The 19,426-nt window shown below is 33.7% G+C and carries 12 protein-coding genes; 10 read left to right on the top strand and 2 right to left on the bottom strand.

Features of this window, described 5'->3' with window-relative positions:
* Positions 1-17 precede the first annotated feature (17 nt).
* On the top strand, positions 18-2,939 hold the full coding sequence (gene infB / locus GQR95_RS03810) for a translation initiation factor IF-2 (protein WP_159021903.1): 2,922 nt from the start codon (positions 18-20) through the stop codon (positions 2,937-2,939).
* Positions 2,940-3,002: 63 nt separating this feature from the next.
* Here infB and GQR95_RS03805 read toward each other — a convergent pair whose 3' ends face one another.
* Complete coding sequence (locus GQR95_RS03805; protein ID WP_159021902.1) at positions 3,003-3,404, bottom strand: SPOR domain-containing protein; 402 nt, start codon at positions 3,402-3,404, stop codon at positions 3,003-3,005.
* A 527-nt stretch (positions 3,405-3,931) separates the two neighbouring features.
* On the opposite strand from GQR95_RS03805, the gene GQR95_RS03800 reads away from it, so the two are divergent.
* The 9 genes from GQR95_RS03800 to GQR95_RS03760 all read left to right on the top strand — a co-directional run bounded on the left by GQR95_RS03800 (position 3,932) and on the right by GQR95_RS03760 (position 16,394).
* Positions 3,932-5,221, top strand: coding sequence for a c-type cytochrome (locus GQR95_RS03800; RefSeq protein ID WP_159021901.1), 1,290 nt, complete (start codon positions 3,932-3,934; stop codon positions 5,219-5,221).
* A gap of 30 nt (positions 5,222-5,251) precedes the next feature.
* Positions 5,252-8,536, top strand: coding sequence for a TAT-variant-translocated molybdopterin oxidoreductase (locus GQR95_RS03795; protein ID WP_159021900.1), 3,285 nt, complete (start codon positions 5,252-5,254; stop codon positions 8,534-8,536).
* 31 nt (positions 8,537-8,567) lie between these two features.
* On the top strand, positions 8,568-10,019 hold the full coding sequence (gene nrfD, locus GQR95_RS03790) for an NrfD/PsrC family molybdoenzyme membrane anchor subunit (RefSeq protein ID WP_159021899.1): 1,452 nt from the start codon (positions 8,568-8,570) through the stop codon (positions 10,017-10,019).
* 9 nt (positions 10,020-10,028) lie between these two features.
* Positions 10,029-10,562: a DUF3341 domain-containing protein gene (locus GQR95_RS03785; RefSeq protein ID WP_159021898.1), complete on the top strand. Its 534-nt coding sequence runs from the start codon at positions 10,029-10,031 to the stop codon at positions 10,560-10,562.
* A gap of 7 nt (positions 10,563-10,569) precedes the next feature.
* Complete coding sequence (locus GQR95_RS03780) at positions 10,570-11,127, top strand: cytochrome c (protein WP_233265992.1); 558 nt, start codon at positions 10,570-10,572, stop codon at positions 11,125-11,127.
* Positions 11,128-11,155: 28 nt separating this feature from the next.
* Entirely contained in the window at positions 11,156-12,544 is a 1,389-nt protein-coding gene (locus GQR95_RS03775; protein ID WP_159021897.1) for a quinol:cytochrome C oxidoreductase, read from the top strand.
* Positions 12,545-12,589: 45 nt separating this feature from the next.
* Complete coding sequence (locus GQR95_RS03770; protein ID WP_159021896.1) at positions 12,590-13,663, top strand: cytochrome c oxidase subunit II; 1,074 nt, start codon at positions 12,590-12,592, stop codon at positions 13,661-13,663.
* A 38-nt stretch (positions 13,664-13,701) separates the two neighbouring features.
* Positions 13,702-15,495 carry a cbb3-type cytochrome c oxidase subunit I gene (locus tag GQR95_RS03765; RefSeq protein ID WP_159021895.1) on the top strand — a complete coding sequence of 598 codons (1,794 nt, stop codon included), beginning with the start codon at positions 13,702-13,704 and terminating at the stop codon, positions 15,493-15,495.
* An 83-nt stretch (positions 15,496-15,578) separates the two neighbouring features.
* Positions 15,579-16,394, top strand: coding sequence for a DNA/RNA non-specific endonuclease (locus GQR95_RS03760; protein WP_159021894.1), 816 nt, complete (start codon positions 15,579-15,581; stop codon positions 16,392-16,394).
* Positions 16,395-16,524: 130 nt separating this feature from the next.
* Here GQR95_RS03760 and GQR95_RS03755 read toward each other — a convergent pair whose 3' ends face one another.
* Positions 16,525-19,173, bottom strand: coding sequence for a TonB-dependent receptor (locus GQR95_RS03755; RefSeq protein WP_159021893.1), 2,649 nt, complete (start codon positions 19,171-19,173; stop codon positions 16,525-16,527).
* Positions 19,174-19,426 lie beyond the last annotated feature (253 nt).

Genomic DNA, 19,426 nt, shown 5'->3' with positions numbered 1-19,426 from the left:
TATATTAAAGGCAATTTATGGCTGAAACAATAAGATTAAATAAAGTTTTACGTGAGTTAAACATCTCTATCGACCGTGCAGTAGATTTTTTAGAATCTAAAGGTATGGAAATCGATAAGCGTCCTACTACGAAAATTTCTCAAGAAGTATATAATGTACTTTCAGGAGAATTTCAAACAGACGCAAGCAAAAAGGTGGCATCTCAAGAAGTAAGTGAAGCGAAGCTGAAAGAAAAAGAAGCCTTACGTGAGCAACGTGAGCGCGAACTTGAAGCTAAACAAAAAGAAGAAGCTAAGAAGGAGCAAATAGTAAAAGCCAAATCTCATCTCTCAGGACCGAAACAAGTAGGTAAGATCGATTTAGATCCAAAATCTAAAGAAGTCGCTAAACCTGTAGAGAAAAAGGTAGAACCTGTTAAGCCAAAAGCAGAAGAGGTGAAGCCTAAAGAAGTTGTTCCGGAAATAGTAGAGGTTAAAGCAGAAGTTAAACAGGAACCAAAACCTGTTGTAAAAGAAGAGCCTAAAGTAGAGAAAAAGGTAGAAGTGCCTGTTAAAAAGGTAGAGCCTAAAGTTCAAAATACTCCAAAAGTAGAACATAAGCCAAAACCTGTTTCTCGCCCTTCAACACCACCTGCAAAACCAACTCCGTCTAAACCTGTTCAAGAGGTTAAGAAAACAGAACTTCCTAAAAAAACACAACCAGTTAAGAAATCAGAGCCAAAAGCTGAAGAAGAAAAACCGGTACAGGAAGAACACTTAAAAACGCAATATCAAAAACTTTCAGGTCCAAAAATTGCTGGTGAAAAAATAGACTTATCACAATTCAATAAGCCTAAAAAGAAACCAGTTGCTAAAGCTGGAGATAATGCATCTGCGAATAAAAGAAAACGTAGACGTATAAGTAAACCTGGAGATAATACTAATAAATCTGGAAACACTAGCGGACCAGGAAGAACTGTAAAACCAAGTACTTATAAAGGTAAAAGACAAGGTGGACCAGCTCATGCAAGACGTCCTATCGTTAAGGAAGAACCTAGTGAAGCAGAAGTTCAAAAACAAGTTAGAGAAACCTTAGAAAAACTTCAAGGAAAATCTAATAAAGGTAGAGGAGCTAAGCACCGTAGAGATAAAAGAGATCACCATAGAGAACAAAGTCAAAAAGACCTTGATCAACAAGAAGTAGAAAGCAAAATCTTAAAAGTAACAGAATTCGTTACTGCTAGTGAAGTTGCAACTATGATGGATGTTTCAGTAACACAAATTATCTCGGCTTGTATGTCGTTAGGTATGATGGTTACCATGAACCAACGTCTAGATGCAGAAACACTTTCTATTGTTGCAGACGAATTTGGATACCAAGTAGAGTTTGTAACTTCAGATCTTGAAGATAATATTGAAATAATTGAAGATAAACCGGAAGATTTAGTAGAACGCGCACCAATTATTACGGTAATGGGTCACGTAGATCACGGTAAAACATCTTTATTAGATTACATCCGTAAGGAAAATGTAATTGCAGGAGAATCTGGAGGAATTACACAGCATATTGGTGCCTATGGAGTAACTTTAGAAAGCGGACAAAAAATTGCTTTCTTAGATACACCAGGTCACGAGGCCTTTACAGCCATGCGTGCTCGTGGAGCTCAAGTAACAGATTTAGCTGTAATTGTTATTGCTGCAGATGATGATATTATGCCACAAACAAAAGAGGCTATTGCCCATGCACAAGCTGCGGGAGTACCTATTGTTTTTGCCATAAATAAAATAGATAGACCAGCTGCAAATCCTGAAAAGATTAAAGATGGTTTAGCACAAATGAATTTATTAGTAGAAGATTGGGGTGGTAAAATTCAATCTCATGATATCTCTGCTAAAAAAGGAACAGGTGTAAAAGAATTATTAGAAAAAATATTACTTGAAGCTGAATTATTAGAGCTTAAAGCAAATCCAAATAAACCGGCTTCTGGAACTGTTGTTGAAGCATTCTTAGATAAAGGTCGTGGATATGTCTCTACTATTTTAGTACAAGCTGGAACATTAAGAATTGGAGATTACGTATTAGCTGGTAAAAACAGTGGTAAGGTAAAAGCAATGCAAGATGAGCGTGGTAATGAAGTTAAAGTAGCAGGGCCAAGTACACCGGTTTCTATTTTAGGTTTAGATGGCGCACCACAGGCAGGTGATAAGTTTAATGTATTTGAAGACGAACGTGAAGCAAAACAAATTGCGACTAAACGTACTCAATTGCAACGTGAACAATCTGTACGTACACAACGTCATATTACATTAGATGAAATTGGACGTAGAATTGCGTTAGGAGACTTCCAAGAATTAAATATTATCCTTAAAGGTGATGTTGATGGTTCTGTAGAAGCATTAACAGATTCGTTCCAAAAACTATCAACTGAAGAAATTCAAGTTAATATTATTCATAAAGGTGTTGGAGCCATTACAGAAAGTGATGTATTACTAGCTTCTGCATCAGATGCAATTATTGTCGGATTTAATGTTCGTCCAATGGGTAATGCCAGAACAATTGCAGATAAAGAAGAAATAGACATCCGTACATATTCAATTATATACGATGCTATTAACGATCTTAAAGATGCAATGGAAGGTATGTTATCTCCAGAGCTTAAAGAAGAGATTACTGGTACAGCCGAAATTAGAGAAATATTTAAAGTATCTAAAATTGGTAGTATTGCTGGTTGTATGGTTACAAACGGTAAAATTATCAGAACTTCAGGAGTCCGTTTAATTAGAGATGGTGTAGTTGTTTATACAGGAGAATTAGCTTCTCTTAAACGATTTAAAGATGATGTTAAAGAAGTGTCTAAAGGATATGATTGTGGTATGCAAATTAAAAACTACAATGATATTAAAGAAGGCGATGTAATTGAATCATTCCACGAAGTAGAAGTTAAAAAGAAACTTAAATAAAGTTTTATATATTAAGTAATAAAAAAGGCAACCGTTAGGTTGCCTTTTTTTATGTCTTGTTTTTTAATTATTTGCTTTTGGCTTTAGTATAAAAGCATTTGGGTATTTCTCTTTTATTTCTACAAGAGCTCTGTCTGCTTCCAATTGTGTGCGGAAACTCCCAACCCAAATTTTGTAATTAGGTGTTTCAAACAATAACGTAGATTCCCATTGTTTAAACTCTGCATTGTATCTGCTAAGTGCTCTATTTGCTGCACTACGATCTGTGGTTACAGAGAAGATCTGAATTCTAAAACGATCTGTTGCGTTTTTATCTTGATTCATTTCTTTTTTTACTTCTAGTAGCTTATCAATCTTTTTGTCTTGAGTAAGATCTATGTTTGCTTGTTGTGCAATTGCTTTTGTTGAAAGCGAAAGAACACAAAAACCAGTTAGTGCAATAAGTTTTATTTTTAATGTTTTCATCTTTTATTTATTTGATGCTTTTTTTACAAATGTAAAGTAATTCAGATAAAGATTTAAATTACGTATTGTACATTATTATTAATTAGAAAAGAAGATTATTATATATTTGATAAATTGTAAATTGTTTAAGGTTTAAAAATTAAATAAGTGTCAACTAATGTTAATTTACTCGATTAAATGCATTATTTAAAACGTTTATAATTATATTAAAAAACGATTATTTTTTAGCTCTAAAATCCTTACATTTTTATTGCCTTTTCGGATAAAAATGTCTTAAAACCATTTAGAATATAGTTAATTACAGAGCATAGATGTGTGTTTTAAATAGTGATTTTACTAAGGTTAAATAGGTGTAGTAGCCTTTGTTCGTTTTTATTTAGACTTCTTCTAAATTATGATTAACAATACTATAACGTTTTATCAATCCACTTTAAATGTTATTTTTGTCCCATATTTTATGACTGATTTTTTATCTGCTAGAGATAAAATTTTTTTACCAAAGTTAAGAAGTTAATTCAACCAATAATATGAAACAGGTGATTCACCGTAAATTCAGCAAAAACATCTTTCGTTTAGCTATAGTTATTTTACTTGCGTTTACAACCTCTATTTCCGCTCAGGGAGACCCAGCAAAAGGAAAAGCATTGTTTAATTCTAATTGTGCAGCATGTCACCAATTAGATAAAAAAATGACTGGGCCTGCGTTGCGTGATATTGAAGCGCGATTAAGTGAAGAAGGTATAGACAAAGAATGGATTCATTCATGGGTGCGTAATAGTTCTGGGCTAATTAAGTCTGGAGACGAATATGCAAACAAAATCTTTAACGAGTTTAATAATGTTCCGATGACAGCTTTCCCTCAGTTGTCTGATGAAGATTTAGATAATATCTTAGCTTATACGGCTGAGAAAAAAGCAGAGCCAGCTCCGCAAGCAGCAACAGCTGTTGGTGCAGCAAAAGCAAGTGGTGAAGGTGACGGAATTTCTAATAAGATTATATTAGGAGCTTTAGTTGTTTTATTTGCTTTATTAGCAATGGCTTTAATATTAGTAAGACAAACATTAAATCGTTTTGCTGAAGCTAAAGGAGTAGAAGTAGAACAATCTTCAGGTTTACCTTTATGGAAAGCTTTTGTTCAAAATCAATTCTTAGTTTTAGTAACTGTTGTGTTTTTCTTATTAGTAGGAGCGTATTATGCATATGGCTTCATGATGCAGGTTGGCGTAGATCAAGGGTATCAACCAGTACAGCCAATACATTATTCTCATAAAATACATGCTGGTGATAACGGTATCGATTGTAAGTACTGTCACTCTTCAGCAAGAGTTAGTAAAACATCAGGTATTCCTTCGTTGAATGTTTGTATGAACTGTCATAAATCTATTTATGAAGTAGCAGAAACTACAGGTACTCCGGAGCACAGTAAAGAGTTTTACGATGGTGAAATTCAAAAACTATACAAAGCTGTTGGTTGGGATGATACAGAACAAAAATATACAGGAGAAAGTCAACCAGTAAAATGGGTTAGAATTCATAATCTTCCAGACTTCGTTTACTTTAATCACTCACAACACGTAACTGTTGCAGGTGTAGAATGTCAAACATGTCACGGTCCTGTAGAAGAAATGGAAGTAATGTACCAATATGCACCATTAACAATGGGTTGGTGTATTAACTGTCACAGAGAAACAAATGTAAAAGTTAAAGACAACGATTACTATACAAAAATCCACGAAGAATTATCTAAAAAGTACGGTGTTGACGAGCTTACGGCTGCGCAAATGGGTGCTTTAGAATGTGGTAAGTGTCATTATTAATTTATTTAAGAAGTAATTCAATTATACAATATGTCATCAAACAAGAAATACTGGAAAAGTGTTGAAGAGCTAAACGAAAATAGCTCTATTGTTGAGGCGCTAAAACAAAACGAATTTGTTGAAGAAATTCCTACAGACGAGTTTTTAGGTGATAAAGCAACGCTTGAATCATCTTCTACAACTCGAAGAGATTTCTTAAAATATGTTGGTTTTAGTACAGCAGCCGCATCGCTTGCAGCTTGTGAAGGACCAGTTATTAAATCGATTCCTTATGTAGTTCAGCCAGAACAAATTATTCCTGGTGTTGCAAATTATTATGCAACAACTATAGCAGACGGTTTTGATTTCGCTAGTGTTTTAGTGAAAACACGCGAAGGTCGTCCTATTAAAATTGAGAACAATTCCTTAGCTAAATCTAACGGAAACGCTAATGCAAGAGTGAATGCTTCTGTATTAGGTTTGTATGATAGCTTAAGAGTACAAGGTCCATTAAAAGGTGGTAGCCCGGTATCGTGGAATGATTTTAATACTGAAATAGCTTCTAAATTAACAAGTTTAAGTTCTGCAGGAAAAGAAATCGTTTTGTTGACTCAAACTTTTGCTAGTCCTTCTACAGAACGATTAATAAATACATTCAAAGAAAAATACGGTAAGGTTCGTCATGTTGTTTATGATGCAATATCAGAATCAGCAGCTCTAGATGCTTACCAAGCAAAATACGGCAGTCGTGCTTTAGCTAATTATGATTTTGCTCATGCAGAAACTATTGTTTCTTTTGGTGCAGATTTTATTGGTGATTGGCAAGGTGGTGGTTACGATGCTGGTTATTCTGCAGGACGTATACCTAAAGATGGTAAAATGTCTCGTCACTATCAGTTTGAGGCAAATATGTCTTTAGCTGGTGCAAATGCAGATAAACGTGTGGCTTCTACTCCTAGTCAACAAAAAGTAGCTTTAGCTAAATTATACGGTTATGTTGTAGGAAGTTCTGTTTCAGGAACTTTACCTAAGCATATCGATATCGCAGTTAAAAAAGCAGCTGCAGATCTTAAAAAATCTGGTAGAGGTGGTGTTGTTGTTACTGGTATTCAGGATGTAAACGCTCAGGCTTTAGTTTTAGAAATTAATGCAGCCTTACGTAGTAAAGCATTTATGCCTAGAGTTCCTGTCTTAACTAGACAAGGTAACGATAAAGACGTTATGCAATTAGTAGCAGATATGAAAGCTGGTCGTATTGGTGGAATTATTATGAGTGGAGTTAATCCATTATATAGTTTACCAAACGCAGCAGATTTTGCTGAAGGATTAAAGAAAACAGAATTAGCTGTAACATTCTCAATGAAATCAGATGAGACAGCTACTCAAACAGAATATATTGCTGCAGCTCCTCATTATTTAGAATCTTGGGGTGATGTAGAATTAAAACGCGGACATTTTGCGTTAACACAACCTACTATTCGTCCGTTATTTGATACAAAACAATTTCAAGAAGCTTTACTAACATGGACAGGAAACACGGTTTCTTATCATGATTACATTAAAGATACTTGGAATAGCAGTATTTTAGGTGGTGCTTCATTCAATCAAGCCATTCATGATGGTTCGTTTGTTGTTGGTTCAATAGGAACTTTAGTTAACGGTGTTTCTAACGAAACTATTGTAGATACTAAAACAACACTTAATGAAAAGAAAGACAGAACATGGGTTGGTGGTGTTATTCATGACACAGCAGTTGGTGTTGGAATAAAAGACGAAGACAAAGAAGGTTCTGTTACAACAACCTCTTCTAAAACGGTTTCTCATGGAAAGGTGTTTGGCGGAGCAGGTTTTACAGTAAACGAAATATCTGGAGCAGCATTAGCTTCAACATTAGTTGCTTCTGCTAAATCTGAAGGTTTAGAATTAGTATTATATACCAAAGTAGGTATGGGAGATGGTCAACAAGCCAATAACCCATGGTTACAAGAATTTCCAGATCCAATTACAAGAACATCTTGGGATAACTACTTAACCGTTTCTAAAGCAGATGCAGAAGCATTAGGCTTAATAAATAGAAATGTAGCTAACGGAGGATTAAATGGTAGTTATGCTAGTGTAACTGTTAATGGTGTTACATTAGAACGTGTACCAGTTATTATTCAACCGGGTCAAGCTAAAGGTTCTGTAGGATTATCATTTGGTTATGGTAGATTCGCAGGATTAAAAGATGAAATGAAAACAGGTGTTAATGCTTTTGGTTTATACCAAAACTTTGATACCGTTCAAAATGTATCTGTAAGTGCTGTAGAAGGTGATGAACATGAGTTTGCTTGTGTACAATTACATAATACATTAATGGGACGTGGAGATATCATTAAGGAGACTACTTTAGAAATCTTTAATACAAAAGATAAGAAAGAGTGGAATGCTATACCAATGGTAAGTTTAAACCACGTTGAAACTCCTGTAACTTCACCAGAAGTTGATTTATGGGATGAGTTTGATCGTTCAATAGGACATCATTTCAACTTATCTATAGACTTAAATGCTTGTACAGGATGTGGAGCATGTGTTATTGCATGTCATGCAGAAAACAATGTACCTGTTGTTGGTAAAAGTGAAATTCGTCGTAGCCGTGATATGCACTGGTTACGTATAGATAGATATTACTCATCTGAAGAATCTTTTGAAGGTGATGATACTAAAATGGAAGGTTTCTCTGGTTTATTTGGAGATAATGGTTCATTAGGAGGATTTGGAGAATTAGAACATCCTTCAGAAAATCCACAGGTTGCTTTTCAACCAGTAATGTGTCAACATTGTAATCACGCACCTTGTGAAACTGTTTGTCCAGTAGCGGCAACATCACACAGTCGACAAGGGCAAAATCATATGGCCTATAACCGTTGTGTAGGTACACGTTACTGTGCTAACAACTGTCCTTATAAAGTACGTCGCTTTAACTGGTTCTTATATAGTGGTAATGATGAGTTTGATTACCATATGAATGATGATTTAGGACGTATGGTATTAAATCCAGATGTTGTAGTACGTTCTCGTGGTGTTATGGAAAAATGTTCTATGTGTATTCAAATGACACAAAAAACAATTCTAGATGCTAAACGTGACGGACGTGTTATTAAAGATGGCGAATTCCAAACCGCTTGTTCTTCAGCTTGTAGCAGTGGAGCAATGGTCTTTGGAGATGTCAATGACAAAGAAAGTAAGGTAGCACACCTTAAAGAAGATAATCGTATGTATCACTTATTAGAGCATATTGGGACAAAACCTAATGTGATTTATCAAACTAAAGTGAGAAATACAACAGAAGCATAATTAACGAATTAAGAAATAATTAGATAAGGATATGGCGTCTCATTACGAAGCACCTATAAGAAGACCCTTAATTACAGGAGAAAAGTCTTACCACGACGTTACTGTCGATGTCGCAAGACCTGTAGAAGGAAAAGCAAATAAATTATGGTGGATAGTTTTTTCTATTTCATTAGTTGCTTTCCTTTGGGGAATAGGATGTATAATTTACACAGTATCAACAGGTATTGGAACTTGGGGTTTAAATAAAACCGTAGGTTGGGCCTGGGATATTACCAACTTTGTTTGGTGGGTAGGTATTGGTCACGCAGGAACATTAATTTCTGCAGTACTATTATTATTCCGTCAAAAATGGAGGATGGCAATTAACCGTTCTGCTGAAGCCATGACAATTTTCGCGGTGTTCCAAGCAGGTTTATTTCCAATTATTCACATGGGTCGTCCATGGCTTGCATACTGGGTGTTACCAATTCCAAACCAATTTGGTTCGTTATGGGTAAACTTTAACTCACCTTTACTTTGGGATGTATTTGCAATTTCAACATATTTATCTGTGTCACTAGTATTCTGGTGGACAGGTTTATTACCAGATTTTGCGATGTTAAGAGATCGTGCTGTGAAACCTTTTCAAAAGAAAATTTATTCTTTATTAAGTTTTGGTTGGTCTGGTAGAGCTAAAGACTGGCAACGTTTTGAAGAAGTATCTTTGGTACTTGCAGGTTTAGCAACACCACTTGTACTTTCTGTACACACGATTGTATCTTTTGATTTTGCAACCTCTGTAATTCCAGGATGGCATACTACCATTTTCCCTCCTTACTTCGTTGCAGGAGCAGTATTCTCTGGGTTTGCAATGGTAAACACACTTCTTATTATTATGAGAAAAGTGTGTAATTTAGAAGATTATATTACAGTGCAACATATCGAATTAATGAATATTGTAATCATGATTACAGGTTCTATAGTTGGTGTGGCTTATATTACAGAGTTGTTTATTGCTTGGTATTCTGGTGTAGAGTACGAACAATATGCATTTTTAAACAGAGCAACCGGTCCTTACTGGTGGGCATATTTATGTATGATGAGTTTTAACGTATTCTCTCCTCAATTTATGTGGTTCAAGAAATTAAGAACAAGTATTATGTTCTCTTTCTTTATCTCGATTGTGGTAAATGTAGGAATGTGGTTTGAGCGTTTTGTAATTATTGTTACATCGTTACACAGAGATTACTTACCATCATCATGGACAATGTTCTCACCTACATTTGTAGATATCGGGATATTTGTTGGAACTATTGGTTTCTTCTTTGTATTGTTTTTATTATATTCTAGAACATTCCCTGTAATTGCACAGGCAGAAGTGAAGACCATTTTAAAATCTTCAGGAGAATATTATAAAAATATTAGAGAAAGTGGAGATAGTTTAGTAGGTACAGGTGCGGATTCTAGAACATCAGGACCCTCAGTTAATAATTCAAAAAACTAAAAGTAGCATATGGAATCTTCAAAAGTTATTCACGCTATTTATACAGACGACGACGTTTTAATGGCTGCCGTTAAAGATGTTCGTGTAGCAAAATATCATATAGACGAGGTGTTTACACCTTTCCCGGTTCATGGACTAGATAAAGCAATGGGATTAGCTCCAACACGTTTGGCTATCACAGCTTTTATTTATGGATGTATTGGTATAACCTTCGCAGCTGCGATGATGAATTTTATCATGATCGAAGACTGGCCACAAGATATTGGTGGGAAACCAAGTTTTAGTTACTTAGAAAACTTACCAGCATTTGTACCAATTATGTTTGAACTTACTGTATTTTTTGCAGCTCACTTAATGGTGCTTACTTTTTACTTAAGAAGTAGAATTTACCCTTTTAAAGATGCTGAAAATCCAGATCCAAGAACTACCGATGATCACTTCTTAATGGAGATATCTGTAGGAAATCATAATGAAGAAGAAATCACCGAGTTTTTAAAAAATACAGGTGCAGTAGAAATTAACTTAGTAGATAAAGCCCATTAATAGAATTATGAAAAGCTTAATAAAAATATTTGCAATAGCCGTAGTTTTAATATCTGCAGTGTCGTGTAAAGAAAATGGCAGACCAAACTACCAGTATATGCCTAACATGTACCAATCTGTAGGATACGAAACTTATAGTGAAACAACAGCATTTAGAAATGGTGTTGAAGCTCAGTTACCAGCAGATGGTGCTATAGCAAGAGGACACATGCCTTTTACTATCCCTAATACATTAGAAGGATATGAAGATGCAAAACTGAACTTAATGAATCCTTTAGATTCTACTTTAATTGATTTTAGTAAAGGAAAAGAATTATTCGACATCTATTGTGGTATCTGTCATGGTACTAAAGGAGACGGACAAGGAACCTTAGTTAAGAGAGAGAAAATTTTAGGAGTTCCTAAATATGATGATGCAGGACGTAACATTTCAGTGGGAAGTATTTACCACACTATTTATTACGGAAAGAATGCAATGGGGTCTTACAAGAATCAATTGTTAGACGAAGAGCGTTGGCAAGTTGCTGCTTATGTTATGAAACTTAAAGCAGATTTAGAAAAGTAAGTCGATTAGATAAAGATTATATATAGATATGTACACACTTTCAAATAAATTAAGAACATTTTCTTTCGCTCTAATAATCTTAGGATTTATAGGGGTAGTTTATGGTTTTATGTCTTCTCATAAATCTTTAGATGAAGTAAAAACTATGTTAGCTGAAGACGCTGCACATCATGAAGTAAAAGAACATGATGATTCGCAAGCTATTCATATAACAGAAGCGCATGATACACATGCTGAAGCTTCAAAACATGCTGAAGAATCTCACGGTGAAGCTGCACATGCAGAAGGTGAAGATGCTCATCATGGAGATGCACATGCAGAACATGTACAACATCAAATAGCAAACAGACCTTGGTCTGCATTATATGTTGCGGCTTTCTTTTTTATGATGATTGCCTTAGGAGCATTAGCTTTTTATGCCATTCAAATTGCTGCACAAGCAGGTTGGTCTCCATTACTTTTTAGAATTATGGAAGGTGTAACAGCATATTTGTTACCTGGAGCTATAATTGTACTTTTAATTGCTGTTGCCTCTGGTACTATTGGACATTACAATATTTTTGTATGGATGGATCCAGAAGTTGTTGCAGACGATAAATTAATTCAAGGTAAATCTTCATGGTTAAACATTGGTTGGTTTGCTTTTAGAGGTTTAATATACATTGCAGGTTGGTGTACATACAGACACTTCTCTCGTAAATTTAGTTTGGCTCAGGATTTAGCTGATGATAACTCTAACTTTAAGAAAAACTTCCGTATTTCTGCTGCATTTTTAGTATTCTTTATTTATTCAGAATCTATTATGTCTTGGGATTGGATTATGAGTGTAGATCCACACTGGTACTCTACTCTTTTTGGATGGTATGTTTTTGCAAGTATGTTTGTAAGTGGTATTACAGTAATTGCATTAATAACAATCTACTTAAAATCTAAAGGTATGTTACCATCTGTAAACGATAGTCATATTCACGATTTAGCTAAATTTATGTTCGGACTTAGTGTATTCTGGACATACTTATGGTTCTCTCAATTTATGTTACTTTGGTATTCTAACATCCCAGAAGAAGTTACTTACTTTATAACACGAATTGAAGATTATAACTTACCATTCTTTGGAATGGTTGTCTTAAACTTCTTATTCCCATTATTAATATTAATGAACAGTGATTACAAACGTATTCCTTGGTTTGTTGTAATGGCAGGAGTTGTAATTTTATTCGGACATTACATGGATATTTTCAATATGATTATGCCTTCTACTGTAGGAGAACAATGGTTTATTGGAATTCCAGAGATAAGTTCAATATTATTATTTGCAGGATTGTTTATATTTGTAGTGTTTACAGCAATATCAAAAGCACCATTAGTACCAAAACGTAATCCTTTAATTAAAGAAAGTGAACATTTTCATTATTAATTCACTATCATTACAAAAAACATATAAAGACCAATAACAAACAGTATGACTGCTTTATTTATAATTTTAGTATTAGTATTTATATTAATAGCCATTTGGCAAATGGTAAAAATCTTCGACTTAGCTCAAGCAGGGCTTCCTGAAGATAACCAAGTTGCTACAGAAAAAGATAATACCATGAACGCCTATCTTATGATGGGGTTTTTGGCCTTTATTTATATCATTACAATTGTATGTATAGTTAAATGGGGAGATTTACCTTTATTATCTAATTCTGCTTCTGCTCATGGACCAGAGATTGATAATTTAATGATTATCTCTCTTGTGTTAATTTTTGTTGTACAGACTATTACACAGTTCTTACTGCATTTTTTCGCATTTAAATATAAAGGACAAAAAGGTCGTAAAGCCTTATTCTTTGCAGATAATAATACCTTAGAAGCGATTTGGACTATTATTCCGGTAATTACTTTAGCAGGTTTAATTATTTATGGTTTATTTACTTGGACTAGCATTATGAATGTTAGTGAAGACGATGATCCAACTGTTGTAGAACTTTATGCACAACAATTTAACTGGAAAGCAAGATACAGTGGAGCCGATAATACTCTAGGTAAAGCTAACGTAAGGTTAATTGATATTGACAGAGCTAACATTTTAGGTTTAGATGAATCTGATCCTAATGCACAAGACGATATTATTACTTCAGAATTACACTTAGTAGTTGGAAAACCTGTATTGTTTAAAATGCGTTCTCAAGATGTATTACACTCTGCTTACATGCCTCATTTTAGAGCACAAATGAACTGTGTTCCTGGTATGATTACCCAGTTTGGTTTTACACCAACTATTACTACAGCAGATATGCGTCAGAACCCTGATATGGTTGATAAAGTAAAACATATCAATGAAATTAGAGTAGAAAACAGTAAAGAATTAGTGGCTAAAGGTGAAGAAGCTTTAGATCCATATGAGTTTGATTATTTATTATTGTGTAATAAAATTTGTGGGAAATCACATTACAATATGCAAATGAAAATAATCGTGCAAACTCAAGAAGAATATGATGCTTGGATTAAAGAGCAAAAATTGTTCAAAGATTCCCTAGTAGAAAACTAATTCAATCAAAAAAGACTTAAAAAACCGAAAATAAGATTATGTCAGAACACGCAGATACTCACGCTCACGACGACGACCACGGACATCATCATAAATCAACTTTCATTACCAAATATGTTTTCAGTACAGATCATAAAATGATCTCTAAGCAATATTTGATTACTGGAGTATTTATGGGGATTGTTGGAATCCTTATGTCTATTATGTTCCGTATGCAAATTGCATGGCCAGAACAACCTAATGTTTTATTTGAAGCTTTATTAGGTAAATGGGCTCCAGACGGTGTTATGGATGCAGATATTTATTTAGCATTAGTAACAATTCATGGTACCATAATGGTATTCTTTGTATTAACAGCCGGATTAAGTGGTACATTTAGTAACTTATTAATTCCATTACAAATTGGTGCACGAGATATGGCCTCAGGATTCCTTAACATGGTTTCTTATTGGTTATTTTTTGTATCATGTCTAATTATGTTAGGCTCATTATTTGTTGAAGCTGGACCTGCGGCAGCAGGATGGACTATTTATCCGCCTTTATCTGCTTTGCCAATGGCATCTAGTGGTTCTGGTATGGGAATGACACTTTGGTTAGTTTCAATGGCTATATTTATAGCATCTCAATTAATTGGAGGTTTAAACTATGTTGTAACTGTACTTAATTTACGTACAAAAGGAATGTCTATGACTAGACTTCCTCTTACAATCTGGGCATTTTTTGTAACTGCTATTATTGGTATTGTATCTTTCCCTGTATTACTATCTGCATGTCTATTATTAATTATGGATAGAAGTTTTGGAACATCATTCTTCTTATCAGATATATTTATTCAAGGTGAAGTACTACATTACCAAGGAGGGTCTCCAGTTTTATTTGAACACTTATTTTGGTTCTTAGGTCACCCTGAGGTATATATTGTAATTTTACCTGCAATGGGATTAGTTTCTGAGATTATGGCAGCTAATTCACGTAAACCTATCTTTGGTTACCGTGCAATGATTGCTTCTATTTTAGCAATTGCTTTCCTTTCTACAATCGTTTGGGGTCACCACATGTTTGTATCAGGTATGAATCCTTTCTTAGGTTCTGTATTTACATTTACAACTTTATTAATTGCAATTCCTTCTGCTGTTAAAGCCTTTAACTGGATTACTACAATTTGGAAAGGTAATATCCAGATGAATACTTCGATGTTATTTTCTATAGGTTTCGTTTCTACTTTTATTACAGGTGGTTTAACAGGAATTATTTTAGGAGATAGTGCTTTAGATATTAACGTTCACGATACATATTTTGTAATTGCTCACTTTCACTTAGTAATGGGAATATCTGCCCTTTACGGTATGTTTGCTGGTATTTACCATTGGTATCCTAAAATGTTTGGACGTATGATGAATAAGAACTTAGGTTATATTCACTTCTGGGTTACTGCAGTATGTGCTTACGGTGTGTTTTTTCCAATGCACTTTATAGGTATGGCAGGTTTACCAAGACGTTATTATACAAACACTAATTTCCCATTATTTGATGATTTAGCCGATGTAAATAAGGTAATTACAATCTTTGCTATTATTGGTGGTATTTTTCAACTTATATTCTTATATAATTTCTTTGTAAGTATTTTCTACGGTAAGAAAGCAACAATGAATCCTTGGAGATCGACTACTTTAGAGTGGACAACTCCTGTAGAGCATATTCATGGTAACTGGCCAGGAGAACTTCCTGTAGTATACCGTTGGGCTTACGATTATAGTAAACCAGGTCAAGATGTAGATTTTGTACCTCAAAATATTCCATTACAAGAAGGAGAAGAAGAGTTACAACATTAAAACGTAATTCCTTAACATATTTAAAAGCCTTTTCATTTTATTGAAAAGGCTTTTTTTATATATTATACTCAGTTAAAAATATTATGAAGAAATTTTTATCCACTATAGGTATTGCTTTAATTATAGGTGTCTTTGTTTACGAACAATTTTTAAAAATAGAAGATTCTAATGCCTTAGAAGATAACTACCAAGTTTCAGATTCTCGTAATAAGAAAGAATACGCTTATTATTTACCAACTTCTACTACAGGTGAAGTGGTGTTTCATAATACATACACTTTATCTTATAATGAATATTATGAACAAGCAGAATGGGTAGCTTACGAATTAAAAAAATCTGATATTGTTTATAATAATAGAAAACGACCTTATTTTAATGAAGATAAGGCTGTGAAAACAAAATCTGCAGATTGGAGAAGTTATAAAAAGTCAGGATATGATAAAGGACACCTATGTCCCGCCGGAGATAGAAAGAAATCCTTAGCTTCTTATAATGAAACCTTTTTAACAAGTAATATTTCACCTCAACTTCACGATTTTAATGCTGGTATTTGGAACGATCTTGAGCAACAGGTACGAACATGGGCAAAATCTTATAACGCTGTTTATGTGGTTACAGGGGGAGTTTTAAATAAAAATTTAAAAACGATAGGAAAAGATCCAGTTGCAGTTCCTAACTATTTTTATAAGATAGTATTTAAAGACGATGCAAACGGTGGTAAAATGATTGGTTTTATAATCCCAAATAAAGCAAACGAACATAAACCTATTAAGAGCTATATGGTCTCTGTAGATCAAATTGAAGCTGAAACTGGCATTGATTTCTTTCCGAGATTAGACGATACTTTAGAAGAAAATTTGGAGCGCAATGCAAATTCCGATGGATGGAGCTTTAGATAATTCATCTATAAATTTTAATATAATCGAATAAAAAAGTCTCAAAAATATAATTATTCTGAGACTTTTAAATTTTAAACAGTTTATAGAATACTGTTAATTATCAATTTGAATTATTAAACTAATTCTATTTTTATAATTTGTACCTCACACTAAGTTGAAAATTTCTTGTTTCTCCAGGTAATGCTCCAGAATACATCGCTTTTACATAATATCTGGTATCAAAAATGTTATCAATATTTAATCTTACATTCCACTTATCTCCAATTTCATAAGCTAATGCACCATCAAATATCACATAGCTATCTACGTGTGCATCTACTAAACTATAACCGTTAATAGATCTTTCACTCTCATAACTTACTCCAAAATTAAAACTTAATGGGTTTTCTGTTTTACCTAGTAAATACTTGTACTGACTCCAAAAGCGAGCATATGTTTTAGGGACTCCTTTTGTTTGTTCTTCCGTGACATCTTCACCTTCTAATGTTTTAGGGTCTTGAAATGTTGCATTTGCATTTAAAGATAAGAAATTAGTTACCGCATAGTTTACATCTAATTCAATACCCTCAGTTCTGTTTTCTTGATCATAAAAATATCTATCTACATTTACATTGTAATTGTTAGAATTTGGATCGTCTTCATATTCATCATTATCGTATTGTAGATTAGTTCTAGCAGTTTGAAAGAATACAAGTGAGGCCAATAAATTATTGTCTTTGCTTTTAAAACGCATTCCTAAATCTATAGATTTCGATTCTGAGTCTGGACGATCATCGCCATCTAAAGAAGCTGTAACACTATAAACGGTTCTTCCAATAGAATAATTACCATATATAGATAATTGATTCATCGCTCTGTAATTTAAACCTAAATTGTAAGCAAAACCAGAATCATTAAAATCTACAAGTTGTCCATCATCATAAAGATCTTTATAATCTTGTTTAGTGCCTAAATATGCCCCACCTGCTCGTGCTGTAAATTTATTGTAATAGAATACTTCCTGAAACCCAAGACCATATCCTTGTACCGTTTTTTCATATTGAGATCTTAAAATCGGATCGTAATCCCAAATACTACCAGAAGCCCAATTAGGATTTCTAATATCTAAAATATAAGGAACAGGAGTAGTTGCTCTACTATCATCTGTATCCCAAGTAGAATATTGGCTATAATCAATACTTCTGTTTTCGTAATTTATGCTTAATAAATGCTCTCCATGTAATGCATTATTTGCGCCCCAAGTTTTTTGAAAATCCCCAAAGTATTGAAACATTTTTTCTTGAGCTTGTACAATTCTGTATTCTTGACGTCTTGCTGCGTAAGGGTAAATAACATTATCTATTATTAAGGGAGAACGAGTACCGTCATGAATTACACCATTATTTTGATAATAAGAATAATTTAAAGCTCCCGTTTGGCGTACATAATCTGAATTATAATTTCTATATAATACTTGATTTGTAGCTGTAAACGTTTCTGTAGGTCGCCATTCGTGACGTAATTTTACTCTAAATTCTTTTCCTTTATTTGGTGTTGCCAATGGCGATACTAAGGTTGCATCTCCAATATCAAAAGGTTCATATCCATCTGTGGTTTCTAAGGAGTTTGCTAAAACTTTTCTTTGATCATCTGTTAATTGTACTCCATAATATTCGCCGTCTTCATCTTCAGCTGTATCATTAACTAAATTTTCCCAATCATAACCTCCGTTTTCAGGATCGCCTAATAAACTTGTTGTTACTAATCTTACAGGATTACCTGTTGGATCTATCTGAATGGCGTCTTCTATATAGGCACTAGATAGTATTAATTCGTGTTTGTTTGTCTTAAACTTTAAGGCACCATAGTTTTCAAACCTTTCAGAAGATACATTTCTGTAACCATCTTCACTTTCGCTAGCACTTACCAAACGGTAACTTAATTTATCGGTTAGAGGCGCTGTCAAATCTACCATAGCCTTATAATGTCCCCATTTACCAAAGCGAGTTTCAACAATATATTGCTCATGATCTAATGGTTTTTTCTCAATTAAGTTTATAATTCCACCTGCAGCTCCCATTCCATAAAGTCCAGTAGATGGTCCTTTTAATACTTCTATACGTTCAATATTAGTTTGTGAACGTACAGGATTAAAAGTGTTTCCTAAACTACCACCACCATACATACCGTCGTAAGAATAACTAGATTCTAAACCTCTAATAAGTAAATTATCTCCAATATTGTAATTATTACCTGCTTGAGTAACACCACTTATATTTCTTATACTCTCTTGTATGGTACTATTTGCTTGTTGATCTAGTAAATAACTAGCTACAACAACAACAGGAGCAGGCGTATTCATTAACGTTATAGCCGTTTTTGTAGCAGACCGAGATACTGTTGGTATTTTTTCTTTATCAAGATGTGCTTCAATTAAAACTTCATCTAAGTCTTCAGATTTTTTTATAAATTTAAAATCAACATAATATATCTCACTAGAGTTCAGTACTATTGTTTTCTCAATGGTTTTATATCCCATGTAAGATGCAGATAATGTAATTTTACCAACAGGAGCGTTAAGGTTAAATGTTCCGTTATTATTAGTTGTAGTTCCTAAAACCGTTTCTTTTACTTGAATGGATACGTTAGAAAGGGCAGAACCTTCTTGGTTAGTAGCTGTTCCTGAAATTTCTCCTTTTGTATCTTGCGCACTTACACTTTTAAAGATTAAAGAACATAGTATGTAAAATACTATTTTTGTGAAGTTTATGGAACTTCTTGTACCTATTATATTATTCATTATATTTGATTTCGTGTTCTTTTAATTAGGTTAGAAAGGCATTAATCCAGTATGTAGTTTGGCGACGTCATACTGGTTTTTTTGTTTTTTAAATTTAGAAGCTTTTTTTTGTGTTAAAAAAAATTAGCCGCAAATGTAATTCTTTATTCTTATTTAATCTAAATAAAGCAATTTTTAAAATGTATAAATATGTTTTAAAGTATAAGCTATTGTAAAAATATTTTCAGTTGGCATTTTTACTATATTTGTTGAA

It is taken from the genome of Formosa sp. L2A11, from assembly GCF_009796865.1.
Classification (GTDB): domain Bacteria; phylum Bacteroidota; class Bacteroidia; order Flavobacteriales; family Flavobacteriaceae; genus Formosa.
Note: the sequence above shows the minus strand (reverse complement) of the source record. Positions and strands in the feature narration are given on the sequence as shown.